The organism is Stenotrophomonas sp. STEN038 (assembly GCF_056759895.1).
The window spans coordinates 105,942-118,754 of record NZ_JBRRDW010000009.1 but is presented as its reverse complement, the minus strand read 5'-3'; the positions used below and the strand labels follow the sequence as shown (position 1 = coordinate 118,754).

Genomic DNA, 12,813 nt, shown 5'->3' with positions numbered 1-12,813 from the left:
CCTGTTGCTGTGCGTGGGTGCCCCCTCCCGGCCCTGTTCGCTCCTTCCCGCGGCCCCCCACTACATGGGTGCTGCCGGCATTTTGTGGGAGCGGCGTGAGCCGCGAAGCCAGTGCTGCGTCAGCCTGCGAAGAGCCAACCCCTCCCCAACCCTCCCCTTGCCTATGGAAAAGGGAGGGAGCAGAAGCAGGGCTCGGCACTACGCTGTCGGGCTTTCGTCTTCGGCTTCGTCGGTGTCGTCATCTGTACCCAGCATTGCTTGCGAGGCGTCGCTGGACAGTGACTCCACGCCACGCAGCTTTCGCTCGATGGTGCGGGTCTTGCGGCTGGCGTCGCCCAGGCTCTTGCCGACCGTGTTGATCTGCTTCTCGGCCTTTTCGAGGATGCCGGCGAACTTGCCGAACTCGCTCTTGACCGCGCCCAGCAGGCTCCACACTTCCGACGAGCGCTGCTCGATGGCCAGGGTCCGGAAGCCCATCTGCAGGCTGTTCAACAGCGCGGTCACAGTAGTCGGGCCAGCAATCACCACGCGGTGCTCGCGCTGCAAGGCATCGACCAGACCGGCGCGGCGGATCACCTCGGCGTACAGGCCTTCGGTGGGCAGGAACATCACCGCGAAGTCGGTACTGTGCGGCGGCACGATGTACTTCTCGCTGATCGACTTGGCCTGGATGCGGATTGCGCGTTCCAACTGGTTACCGCTGTTGCGCACCGCGTCGGCATCGCCGGCTTCCTGTGCGTCGAGCAGGCGCTCGTAGTCCTCGCGCGGGAACTTGGAATCGATCGGCAGCCATACCGGCGTATCGGCATCACCACGACCGGGCAGGCGCACGGCGAAGTCGACCATCTCGCCGCTGTCGGCACGAAGCTTTACGCCGCGTGCGTACTGTTCGGCAGTCAGGGTCTGCTCGAGGATGTTGTCCAGCTGCACTTCGCCCCAGCCGCCGCGGTTCTTGACGTTGCTCAGCACGCGCTTGAGGTCGCCAACGCCGGTGGCCAGCTGCTGCATTTCGCCCAGCCCGCGCTGCACCTGCTCCAGTCGCTCGGAGACCAGCTTGAACGAGGAATCCAGGCGCGTATTGAGCGTGCTCTGCAGTTTTTCATCGACGGTCTGGCGCATCAGTTCGAGCTTGGCGGCATTGTCGCCCTGCAGGTCCTTCAAGCGTGCTTCCAGGGTCTGCCGCATCTCGGTGATGCGCTGCTCGTTGCGCTGGGTCAGCTCGCCCAGCTTCTGGTTGAGGGTTTCACCAAAGCGCAGCTGTACCTGCGCGCCTTCCTCGCGGCCCTTGCGGGTTTCCTCGACCAGGCTTTGCTGCAGGCCGGCCAGCTGGCGGGCGAAGGCTTCCATGCGCGCTTCCTGCTGCTGGCCGAACACGTCGAGCTGGCCGCGCACGTCCTGCAGCCGCGTACCCAGCAACTGGGCAAGCAGCTGCTGGGCGTTGGCGGTTTCCTCGCGGCCCTTGCGGGCGTCGTCGTTGAGGCTGTCACGCAGCAGGTCCAGGCGCTGGTCGGTGCGTGTGGACAGGTCGGTGAGGTTGCGGCCGAAGCCATCGATGCGGATGTCCTGCTGCCGCGCCATGGTTTCCAGCTGCTCGCGCAGCTCGCCGCGGCCGCTGCGCTGTTCTTCGCGCAAGGTGCTTTCCAGCACGCTGTTGTCATTACGGCGCAGCAACAGCAGCAGCTGCAGCACGAGGACGGCGACCAGCAGGCCGCCAAGGATCAGGGTTTCGGTTTGCATGGGGAGAAGTGTAGCCCTGCCCGTCTCAGAAGCTGATCCTGCAACCAGCCGACCACTGGCGAAAACTGCCATCGGCGCCTATCTGCGATCATGGGCGCCCCCACCCGCCGTATCCCTGCCATGAAGCCGCTGTCGCTGCTGTTGTTATCGAGTCTGTTGTGCCTGCTGCCGATGGCAGCCCTGGCCAGTGATTCGCAGACCATTACTTCGCCCAACGCCCTGCCCGCCAATGACGCGCGACCCAAGGTGTTCCTGGCGGGAAGCATCGAGATGGGCAAGGCCGGCGACTGGCAGCAGCAGGTGCAAGCGGCATTGGCTGACCAGGGCGTGCTGATGCTCAATCCCCGTCGCGCCGACTGGAATCCGGCCTGGCGCGCCGAGGCCGATGAGCCCGAGTTCCGCCGCCAGGTGGAATGGGAACTGGCCGCGCTGGAACAGGCCGACATCGTGCTGATGTACTTCGCCCCCGGCACGCAGAGCCCGATCACCCTGCTCGAGTTCGGCCTGTATGCGCGCTCGGGCAAGCTGCTGGTGGCCGCGCCGGCGGGTTATTGGCGCAAGGGCAACCTGGATATCACCGGTGACCGCTACGGCGTGCCGCGCTTTGATGACCTACCCGCGTTGATCGATGCGGTGAAACAACGCATCGCCACGCAGCGCGCGCCCTGAACCGCACGGAGAGCCGCCATGCCGTGGATGGGTATCAACGATCTGGGCACCTTCGTGGTGGCCGTGATCCTGTTCCTGATGTTGCCCGGACCGGGCACCTTCACCCTGCTTACCGCCACAGCGCGCGGCGGCGTGCGTGCCGGCTACGCCACCCTGGCCGGGCTGATGCTGGGCGACCAGATCCTGATCGCCATTGCCGCCACCGGCGTGGCCGCGTTGCTGCAGGCGCATCCGATGCTGTTCGCCGCGCTGCGTTACGTGGGTGCGGCCTACCTGATCTGGGTAGGCATCAACCTGCTGCGTGAACCGGCGGCTGCGGTCGCTGGCGAGACTGCGCCGGTGCAACACGGGCGGCGCTGGTTCCGCCAGGCTTTGCTGGTCGGCCTGCTCAATCCCAAGGCTATCCTGTTCTACATGGCTTTCTTCCCACTGTTCATCGACCCGGTGCGCCAGCGCGGCGCGCTGACCCTGGCAACGATGGCGGTGCTGATCGCCATCCTCAGCGTCGGCTGGTGCTCGGTGCTGATCTTCGGCGGACAGTTCATCGCCCGCCGCCTGGCCGGCTATCCACGCGTCGGCGTATGGCTGCGACGCGGGGTTGGCGTCTGTCTGGTGGTGTTCGGGCTGCGCCTGGGCATTGCCGATTGAGGGTGCTGCAGGTGCGGCGCTGATCAACGCCGCGAGCCGCCTTGGCGGCGTAAGCTCCGTTGTCGGGTCCACAACCCGGCCTGGACTCGCGCTTTTATGCCGAATTCGGCACGTTGACATCTGTACGCGGTAAAAGCAGGCCAAATAGCGGGTTTTTCTGGCTTTGCTGCACTGCGTTACGCCAAACTCGGCCGCTTCCCCGAACCACCACGAACCGTGAGGTCCGCATGCAATCCTGGCTCCGGCGCAAGCCCATCGACCAACTCACCGAACACGAAGAAGGCCGTCGGCTTATTCCAACGCTGAGCTGGCCCCATCTGGTCGCGCTCGGCATCGGCGCCATCGTCGGCACCGGCATCTACACGTTGATCGGCGTGGGTGCGGACAAGGCAGGCCCTGCGGTGCTGCTGTCCTTCATCATCGCCGGCGCGATCTGCGCCTGTGCGGCACTGGCCTATGCCGAGCTGTCGACGATGATGCCGGCCGCAGGCAGCGCCTATACCTACAGTTACAGCGCATTGGGCGAGACCATCGCCTGGGTGGTGGGCTGGAGTTTGATCCTGGAGTACTCGCTGGTGGTCAGCACGGTGGCGGTCGGCTGGTCCGGCTACTTCGTCGGCTTCCTGGAATGGCTGCACACCTCGTTCGGCTGGAACGTGGCCTTGCCGCAGGCGCTGGCCGCCGGCCCGCACGTGGAAGGCGGCTTCCTCAACGTGCCGGCCATCGTCATCACCTTCCTGGTCGCCGGCATGCTGATGGTCGGCACCAAGGAGAGCGCCACCCTCAATGCGGTGCTGGTGGTGTTCAAGCTGATCGCGCTGGCGGTGTTCGTGGCGGTCGCCCTGCCGGCCTTCGACAGCGCCAACCTGCAGCCGTTCATGCCGTATGGCTTCCCCAAGTCGATCAGCGCCGATGGCGTGGAACGCGGGGTGATGGCGGCAGCCGCGATCATCTTCTTCGCCTTCTATGGCTTCGATGCGATCTCCACCGCGGCCGAGGAAACCAAGAACCCCAAGCGCGACCTGTCGATCGGCATCATCGGTTCGATGGTTGGCTGCACCATCATCTACCTGCTGGTGGCCTTGGCCGCGGTCGGTGCGATGAGCTACACCGTGTTCGGCAAGAGCGCCGAACCGCTGGCGCTGATCATGCGCGAGCTCGGCCACGGCACCGCCGCACTGGTGATCGGCATCGTCGCCATCATCGCCCTGCCGACCGTGCTGCTGGCGTTCTTCTACGGCCAGAGCCGCATCTTCTTCGTGATGTCGCGTGACGGCCTGCTGCCGCGTGGTCTGTCCAAGGTCAACCAGCGCACCGGCACGCCGGTCACCATCACCCTGTTCACCGCGGTGCTGGTGGCAGCGCTGGCGGGTGTGGCGCGCCTGGATGAAATCGCCGCGCTGGCCAATGCCGGCACCTTGGCGGCATTCACCGCGGTCGGCCTGTGCCTGCTGGTGCTGCGCAAGCGCGAGCCCAACCGTCCGCGTACCTTCCGCACGCCGCTGGCATGGGTGGTGGGGCCGCTGGCGATCGGCGGCTGCATCTACCTGTTCATCAGCCTGCCGATACGTACCCAGTTGTGGTTCTTGGCGTGGAACGTGTTTGGCCTGCTGGTCTATGCGCTGTACAGCCGCCGCAACGCGGTGCTGGGGCGTAGCAAGTAATCCACAGGCAGTTGTGGATAAAGCAAAAGCGGGCTTCGGCCCGCTTTTTGTTTTTTTGGGGTTTTGGCACTGCTCGAAGAGCCCCCCTCCCCAACCCTCCCCTTGCCTGCGGCAAAGGGAGGGAGCAGAGCAGCCCCCTCCCTTGCGCATAGCGCAGGGGGAGGGTTGGGGAGGGGGGCCTTTGCTTTAAAGCTTTAAAGTCTTGAAGCTCAACTCCAACTGTGGACACCCCACTTATCCCCAACAACGTGTGGATAAAAACAAAGCGGGCCTGAGCCCGCTTCGTCATCCCGCGCATCCAACAGCGCGCGATCAGGACTTCTTCTGCGCCGCTGCGTAGTCCTGCGCCTGGCGCATCACCCGCAGCACATTGCCGCTCCAGATGTTGCCGATCTGCGCGTCGGTCAGGCCACGACGCTGCATCCAGGCGGTGATCTTGGGCAGGTCGGCCGCATCTTCCATGCCGGTCACGCCGCCACCGCCGTCCCAATCCATGCCGATGCCGACATGGTCCGGGCCGACCACGTCGAGCATGTGGCCGAAGTGCTGGAAGAAATCATCCAGCGTGGCCTTGCGCCGCGGGTACTTCTGGTCGAGCTCGGCCATCGCCTTGCGCAGTTCCACGCCCTTGGCCATGGTCATGTTCTCCCAGCCGCCGAGGCGCTTCTCCAGTTCCTCTTCGGCCTGTTTGCGCTCGGCGCTCTTGGTTTCGTCGACCAGATAGCCGCCGTAGGCATTGGCCTGGATCACGCCGCCCTTGGCCGCCAGCTGGCGCAGACGCGCATCGTCCAGATTGCGCGGGTGGTTGAACACCGCCTTGGCCGAGCTGTGCGAGAGGATGAAGGGCACCGGCATCATTTCGATCAGGTTGTCGAACACCGCGTCGGAGGCATGCGACTGGTCGATCACGATGCCCAGCTTCACCGCCTCATTGACCAGCGCCTTGCCTGCCGGGCTCAGCCCCTTCCACTCCGCGCCCTTGGGATCGGTGGCCGAGTCGGCGAATTCGTTGTTGGCGAAATGCACCGTCGACATCAGCCGCAGGCCAGCCTTGTAGTAGTAGCTCAGCAAGGTCGGGTCGGCGACCAGCGGGCTGCCGTTCTCCATGCTGATGTAGACCACGCGTTTGCCGGCGGCCTTGATCCTTGCAGCATCATCAGCCGTCAGTGCCAGCTGGAACTTGTCCGGGTTGGCGGCCAGCATTTCATGGATCTCCTGCATGCGCTGCAGGCCATGGTCACGCTCGGCGATATGCGCGGCCGGGCTGCGGTCGCCCTGGTCGGTATAGATCGCGAAGAAGCCGCCATCCAGCGCGCCTTCTACCATACGCGGGTAATCCACCTGCGACAGGGCGTTGTGGTCGTGGCGCTGCATGATGTTGAAGTCGGCGCGGCCGAAGTTGGCCGGCGTATCCAGATGCGAATCCAGGGTCAGCAGCTTGTGCTGCAAGGCGCTGGCCTTGCTCAGCTCAGCCTGGCTGAACTCCACCGCCGAGGCTGCCAGCGGGGTACACAGCGACAGGGATACCAGCAGGGACAGGGGACGCAGCGTCATGAGGCCTCACCGTGAAGGGAAAGGCCAGACCTTAGCGCTGTAGTGGAGCCGCGGGCCAGTGACTGACGGCATGGAGGAGGCAGCTTTAGCCCCTCTCCCGTGCACGGGAGAGGGGTTGGGGTGAGGGCCGCTTTTCGCTGGTAACGCCTCTGCCGAGCATGGCTCGGCACTACAACCCGGTTGTCGCTTCAGTCCAACACGCGGCAGAACACTGCCTTGAGGTAACGCGATTCCTGCACGTGCGCCATGAACGGGTGATCCGGGCCGGCGCCGGCAACCTTCAGGATCTGGATGGTGCGGTTGGAATAGAACGCGGCACGACGCAGCATGTCGAGGAACTGGTCCTCGGCCACCAGGCCGGTGCAGGAGAAGGTGGCGAACAGACCGCCGGGCTTGACCACGCCCAAGGCCAGCTTGTTCATGTCCAGGTACTTCTTCAGCGCGGTGATGACCTGGTCGCGGTCGCGGGTCATCTTGGCCGGGTCGAGGATCACCACGTCGTACTGGTCACCACGGTTGGCCGCATCACGCAGCCACGGGAAGATGTCGGCCTGCACGAAGCGCGGCTTGGCGTTGTTCAGACGCGCATTGCCCTTGGCCAGCTGGATCACGTCCTGGTCGATGTCCACACCCAGCACGTCAGCCGCACCGCGCGCTGCGGCATACACCGCAAAGCCACCGGTGTTGCAGCACAGGTCGAGCACGGTCTTGCCTTCCACCTGCTGGCTCAGCCACTCGCGGTTCTCGCGCTGGTCGGCGAAGAAACCGGTCTTGTGCGCGCCGGCCGGGTCGGCACGGAACTTGATGCCGTACTCGGTGATCACTGCCGGTTCGGTGGTGGTGTTGCCGTGGAAATCGAAGCTTTCCTGCTTCTGCACGTGTTCGTCGGCGAAGCTGTGGAAACGGCAGCCCGGGAACAGGTCGCGCAGTGCCTCGTAGATCCATTCGCGGTGGCGGAACATGCCGGCAGCGAAGAACTCGACCACCAGCAGGTCGTCGTAGCGGTCCACCACCAGGCCGGACAGACCATCGCCTTCGCTGTGGACAACGCGCCAGGCATTGGAGGTTGCGTCCAGCTTGAACACGTCACGGCGCAGCGACACGGCCTGCGCCAGCTTCTGCGCGAACCAGGCCTGGTCCACCGCCACGTCCGGATTGGTTTCCAGGATGCGCACGGCGATGCGCGAGTGGCCGTTGTAGAAGCCGCGGCCAATCCACTCGCCGTCCACGCCGACCACATCGACGATGGTGCCGGACTTGGGCTTGACGGTCGGCTTCTCGACCAGTTTCTGGAAAATCCACGGGTGGCTGGAGCGCCACGCGTTCTTCAGGCGTACGACGGGGAGTGGGGTATTCATGGCGCTATTGTAGCCGCGCAGCGCCCCCTGCCTGCAGCGTATTCATTGACTGTAATAGGCCCGCACGGCACTATTCGCTCCAGAAGGGGAGTAGCTCCCAGACGTTGTCGCCGTCAATTCGAGTCGCAGGACTCCGGTGCAACGGCAGTTCCAGTCACTGGAACTGTGAGCAAGACCTTCGCCGCATAGGCGAAGCTCTGTCCCCGGTCTCCCCGATTCCGTGTCCAGCTCTTGGCCTTTGTGGTTCCGAGATATCCCCGTTCACGACCGGAATTTTTCCCATGATGCAGACAATTGGTAATCCTTGGCTTTGGGGCGGCTTCATCGTCGTCGTCATTGCCGCGCTGTTGATCGACCTGGTGCTGATGCGCCACGGCGGCCCGCATAAAGTCACCTTCAAGGAGGCCATTTACTGGTCGCTGGGCTGGGTGGCACTGGCCTTGGCCTTCAATGCGGGCCTTTGGTACTACCTGCACGAGACCGCAGGCGCGGCCGTTGCCAATGAAGTGGGCCTGCAGTTCCTGACCGGCTACCTGATCGAAAAGGCGCTGGCGGTCGACAACATCTTCGTCTTCCTGCTGATCATGGGCTACTTCGCGGTGCCCGAGACCCAGCGCCAACGCGTGCTGATCATCGGCATCCTGGGCGCGATCGTGCTGCGTACGATCATGATCTTCGCAGGCTCGGTGCTGGTCACCCAGTTCCATTGGCTGCTCTACGTGTTCGGCGCCTTCCTGCTCTACACCGGCTGGAAGATGTGGTTCGCCGCCAGCGAAGAACCCAGCCTGGACAACAACCCGGCACTGAAGTTCATGCGCAAACACCTGCGCATCACCCACGAGTACAGCGGCAACAACCTGGTCACCGAAAAGAACGGCGTGCGCTGGTTCACCCCGATGTTCGTGGTGTTGATCCTGATCGCGGTCACCGACGTGATCTTCGCGGTGGACTCGATCCCGGCCATCTTCGCCATCACCACCGACCCGTTCATCGTGCTGACCTCGAACGTGTTCGCGGTGTTGGGCCTGCGTGCGATGTTCTTCCTGCTGGCCGGCATGGCCGACCGTTTCCACCTGCTGCCCTACGGTCTGGCGGTCATCCTGGCCTTCATCGGTACCAAGATGCTGCTGATCGATATCTTCAAGATCCCGGTCCCGGTTTCGCTGGGTGTGGTTGCCGCGGTCCTGGTCGCCACCGTGATCCTGAGCCTGAAGATTCCGCCGAAGGGCGGCCACAAGGCCTGATGACGGCGCCACCGGCGGGATTGTCCCGCCGGTGGCATGCCAGATCCCATGCGCGGCGCCCTTGGCTTTCGCCGAAGGCGCCGCAATCCCTTGATCATGGACACGCCAACCCTCCCCGACACCGGCGACACGCCGGCCACCATTGCCCGCAACGACCGCAGCCGGGTGCTGCGCGCGTTCAACATCAGTCTGGGCTTCGTCCTGCTGCTGGTGGCGATGTTCGCCCTGCAGAGCAGCGGCTGGGATTGGCGGCCGTGGGCGGTAGCGCCGCTGGAAGCCAGCGGTCTGGCCGGCCTGCTTGGCGCGCCCTTGCTGCATGGTTCGATTGAACACCTGGGCGCCAATGCGGTCGCCCTGCTTATTCTCGGCACGCTGGCCGGCAGTGTTTATCCCAAAGCCACCCTGCGTGCCCTGCCCCTGCTGTGGCTGGGTTCCGGCCTGGGCGCCTGGATGCTGGGCGATGCCGGCAGCCGCCACCTCGGCGCCAGCGGCCTGACCCACGGCCTGATGTTCCTGGTCTTCGTGCTCGGCCTGCTGCGCCGCGACCGACCGGCGATCGCCGCCAGCCTGATCGGCTTCCTGTTCTACGGCAGCATGTTGATCACCATCCTGCCGCACGAGCCGGGCGTGTCCTGGCAATCGCATATGGGCGGTGCCGCGGCCGGCGTGATCGCCGCGCTGCTGTTCCGCAATGTCGACCCGCGCGCTGCACGCAAGCGCTACAGCTGGGAAGACGAGGAAGACGCCGAGCAGCTGGCGGAAGCCGACAACGAACTGGAACCGCCCGCACCGGGCCAGGTGCCAGTGCTGTGGCAGCCGCGCGAAGGTCGTGACTATGAAGTTGTGGTGCCGTTGCGCAGGCGGGATTCAGACGAGCGGCCCTAAGCGCCGCACGATAGTGCCGAGCCATGCTCGGCAGAGGCGCTACCAGCGAACCATCAACCTGCAGGAGCGGCATAGGCCGCGAAGCTTGAAAGGCCTAAGAGCTAACCCCTCCCCAGCCCTCCCCTTGGCTGCGCCAAAGGGAGGGGGCGTTTCTAGGCGATCTGACAACCCGTAGCGCAGCCGCTTGTCCCCCTCCCTTTGCCATAGGCAAGGGGAGGGCCGGGGAAGGGTCGCTTTTCAGCTCTTCAGCTTTTAAGAACCACCATCCACCGCCCGTCGCCCAAGCGCCGGATCATCAGTGAAGAACGCATCGATGCCCGCCTGCAGATAGGCGCGGATCTCGGCCACCGAGGCCTCCGGGTTGCGCGCGTTCTCCGCACCCTGGCGCAGTGCCGGTGGCAGGAACGGGTTTTCCGGGCGGAAGCTGTAGGCAACTACCTGCAGGCCGGCGGCATGCGCATCGCCGATCAAGGCGGTCGGCGCCGCCAACTTGCCCTGCGAATCCAGCGGCACCAGCGCGCGCCGTTCCACACCGATCGCATCGGCATAGCTGGCGATATCGCGCAGGCCGGCCGGCGTCATCATCTGTGCATAAGTCAGCTTGCCACCCGCCAGTGCTACGTCGGCCGGCTTTTCATCACCACTGCTCAACAGCTGCAGCAGGCGGATATTGCTGTCCTTGCCGAGCTTGCCGCGGATCTGCCGCAGGTTGGCAGTCTCGAAGGACTGCAGCAGGATCGGCGCAACCTTTGTGTAGCTGTTGCCCTGCAGACTGGCCAGCAGCTTGTCTTCCATCGGCAGGCCGATGCTCTGGAAATAACTGCCGTGCTTGATCTCCGGAGCCAGGCCGATGCCGCGGTTGGCGCGGCCGGCCTGCTGCACCAGGAAGCTGATGATCTCGTCCAGGGTGGCAATGCGGAACTGGCCATCAAAGGCGGTGCCGCGGATCTGCGGCAATCGCTCGCGTGCATACAGCGTCTTCAGCTCGGCGACGGTGAAGTCTTCAGTGAACCAGCCTTCGACCTGCTGGCCGTCGATCAGCTTGCGGGTGCGACGGCTGGCGAACTCGGGATGGCTGGCGACATCGGTGGTCGAGCCGATCTCGTTCTCGTGGCGGGCCAGCATCACCCCGTCCTTGCTCATCACCAGGTCCGGCTCGATGTAATCGGCGCCGTCGCTGATGGCCTGTGCATAAGCGGCCAGGGTGTGTTCGGGCAGCAATGCGCTGGCACCGCGGTGCGCGTACACCGAAACCTGGGGATAAGTCTGTGCGGCTGAGCTGTCCATTGCCCAACAGCATGCCACGCCAACCCCCACCGCCATCAACCAAGCCCAGCTTCGCACCGTCAGCATTCCAATCGAAAACAAGGCGCGCAGCATGACGGCTGCATGTGACGTGCGGAAGAACATCGCGTCACTGATTGTGTTGCCACTCCCAGCCATCCGCGCTGGCATGCAGCCGCGCGGTGATGCCGATGGCCTGCAGCAGCGCCTCGTCATGCGAAACCAGCAAGAGGCTGCCTTGGTATTGCCGCAACAGGTCTTCCAGAGCCGCCAGCGCATCCAGGTCCAGATGATTGCCAGGCTCGTCCAGCAACAGCAGCTGTGCCGGCGGATCGGCATACAGCGCGCAGGCCAGGCCGGCTTTCAGCCTTTGCCCGCCGCTGAGCAGGCCAGAGGGCATCTGTACCTGGTTTGCATCCAGACCAAGCAGGGCCAACCGGCTACGCAGTTCCCCCTCGGCCATGGCCGGATTACGCAGGCGCAAGGCGTCCAGCACGCTGCTGTGCGCGGGCAGCAGCTGCAGTTGCTGATCCAGCAGAGCAGCTGGCACCTGCACGCTTGCTTCGCCAGCCAGTGCTGGCAGTTGCCCGGCCAGCACCTTCAACAGGGTCGACTTACCCACACCATTGGCGCCGGTAATGGCGACACGTTCGCCACGGCGCAGGTTGAAGTCCAGCGCGCGCAGCGGCGGTGCTACGTGTGGCAGCTGCAGCCCGGTTGAACGCACTACCCACTCCGGTCCACTGGTTTGCACGCCTGGTACCAGCAATACCGGGGCGGCGGCTTCACTACCGGCCTGTGCCTCGCGCACCGCGTCGTGCAGCTGCACCTGCCGCTGATCCAGCTGCGCGCGTGCCTTGCCGAGGCTGGCTTCGGCACGCTGCCGCTGCAGGCCAAGCAGGATCGGCGCCTGATTGGCGTTGGCGGCCTCGCGGTTGCCGCGCGCGCTGCGCTGCTCCAGCCGCTGGCGTTGATCACGCAGCGCCTGCTCGCCCTTGCGGCGTTCGTGCCGACGTTGCTGCAGCAAGGCCTCGGCCGCTGCGCGTTCGCCTGCGCGGGCCTGTGCATAAAACGCATGGTTGCCGCCGTAGCTGCGCAGCCCTTGCGGCGACAGTTCGACGATGCGCTCCACCTGTTGCAGCAGCAGGCGATCGTGGCTGACCAGGATCAACCCATGCTTTCTTGCCTGCAGTTGTTCGGCCAGCCATTGCCGGCCGGCATGATCGAGATGATTGCTGGGCTCGTCGAGGATCAGCCACTCCACCGGCTGCAACAGCGCACCAACCAGAGCGACGCGCATGCATTGCCCGCCACTGAGCTTATCCACAGGTGTATCCGCATCCACGCCATGCAGACCTGCATCGGACAGTGATTGCTGCAAGGTTTCACACAGGCTCCATTGCTCGCCAATCGCGTCGAAATCCGCTTGTAGCGTGCTTCCTGCTTCAATCCTGCGCAATGCATCCACACGCTTATCCACAGCTGCGAGCTCGGCTACGCGCTGTCCTGTTTGTGGCTGTACCTGCTGTGCAAGGTAGTAGGCCTCACCGATGCGACGGCAGTGCCCGGCACTGGGCTGGCGCAGCCCGGCCAGTATTTGTGCGAGCACGGATTTGCCCACGCCATTGCGACCGACCAGACCGGTGGGCCGGTCATCGAACTGTGCGTTGAGGTTGGAGAACAGGCTGCGCCCATCGGGCGTCTGCCATGCGACGCCGTCCAGCGTCACGGAAATTGAGTTTGTCATGCGGTATTCCATCGATGCCCGAA

The 12,813-nt window shown here is 64.6% G+C and carries 10 protein-coding genes; 5 read left to right on the top strand and 5 right to left on the bottom strand.

Going from position 1 to position 12,813, the window contains the following annotated elements:
• Positions 1-198: 198 nt before the first annotated feature.
• Positions 199-1,737 carry a DNA recombination protein RmuC gene (locus ACVOLS_RS05830; protein ID WP_481544858.1) on the bottom strand — a complete coding sequence of 513 codons (1,539 nt, stop codon included), beginning with the start codon at positions 1,735-1,737 and terminating at the stop codon, positions 199-201.
• A gap of 120 nt (positions 1,738-1,857) precedes the next feature.
• On the opposite strand from ACVOLS_RS05830, the gene ACVOLS_RS05825 reads away from it, so the two are divergent.
• From ACVOLS_RS05825 to ACVOLS_RS05815, 3 genes are all read left to right on the top strand, one after another.
• Positions 1,858-2,406: a nucleoside 2-deoxyribosyltransferase domain-containing protein gene (locus tag ACVOLS_RS05825; protein WP_481544857.1), complete on the top strand. Its 549-nt coding sequence runs from the start codon at positions 1,858-1,860 to the stop codon at positions 2,404-2,406.
• An 18-nt stretch (positions 2,407-2,424) separates the two neighbouring features.
• Positions 2,425-3,054: a leucine efflux protein LeuE gene (leuE, locus tag ACVOLS_RS05820; RefSeq protein ID WP_481544856.1), complete on the top strand. Its 630-nt coding sequence runs from the start codon at positions 2,425-2,427 to the stop codon at positions 3,052-3,054.
• Positions 3,055-3,281: 227 nt separating this feature from the next.
• Positions 3,282-4,718 carry an amino acid permease gene (locus ACVOLS_RS05815; RefSeq protein WP_481544855.1) on the top strand — a complete coding sequence of 479 codons (1,437 nt, stop codon included), beginning with the start codon at positions 3,282-3,284 and terminating at the stop codon, positions 4,716-4,718.
• A gap of 312 nt (positions 4,719-5,030) precedes the next feature.
• Here the strand turns inward: ACVOLS_RS05815 and ACVOLS_RS05810 are convergent, their stop codons facing one another.
• On the bottom strand, positions 5,031-6,272 hold the full coding sequence (locus tag ACVOLS_RS05810; RefSeq protein ID WP_481544854.1) for a dipeptidase: 1,242 nt from the start codon (positions 6,270-6,272) through the stop codon (positions 5,031-5,033).
• Positions 6,273-6,460: 188 nt separating this feature from the next.
• Entirely contained in the window at positions 6,461-7,630 is a 1,170-nt protein-coding gene (locus ACVOLS_RS05805; RefSeq protein WP_481544853.1) for a class I SAM-dependent rRNA methyltransferase, read from the bottom strand.
• A 284-nt stretch (positions 7,631-7,914) separates the two neighbouring features.
• Here ACVOLS_RS05805 and ACVOLS_RS05800 point away from each other — a divergent pair, with 284 nt between their 5' ends.
• Together ACVOLS_RS05800 and ACVOLS_RS05795 are read left to right on the top strand one after the other, a co-directional pair.
• Positions 7,915-8,874, top strand: coding sequence for a TerC family protein (locus ACVOLS_RS05800; protein WP_481544860.1), 960 nt, complete (start codon positions 7,915-7,917; stop codon positions 8,872-8,874).
• Between the two features lie 96 nt (positions 8,875-8,970).
• Positions 8,971-9,759, top strand: a complete 789-nt coding sequence (locus ACVOLS_RS05795; RefSeq protein ID WP_481544852.1) for a rhomboid family intramembrane serine protease — start codon at positions 8,971-8,973, stop codon at positions 9,757-9,759.
• A gap of 252 nt (positions 9,760-10,011) precedes the next feature.
• Here the strand turns inward: ACVOLS_RS05795 and ACVOLS_RS05790 are convergent, their stop codons facing one another.
• Together ACVOLS_RS05790 and ACVOLS_RS05785 are read right to left on the bottom strand one after the other, a co-directional pair.
• Positions 10,012-11,046 carry a glycerophosphodiester phosphodiesterase gene (locus tag ACVOLS_RS05790; protein ID WP_481544851.1) on the bottom strand — a complete coding sequence of 345 codons (1,035 nt, stop codon included), beginning with the start codon at positions 11,044-11,046 and terminating at the stop codon, positions 10,012-10,014.
• Positions 11,047-11,173: 127 nt separating this feature from the next.
• Positions 11,174-12,790: an ATP-binding cassette domain-containing protein gene (locus tag ACVOLS_RS05785; RefSeq protein ID WP_481544850.1), complete on the bottom strand. Its 1,617-nt coding sequence runs from the start codon at positions 12,788-12,790 to the stop codon at positions 11,174-11,176.
• Positions 12,791-12,813 lie beyond the last annotated feature (23 nt).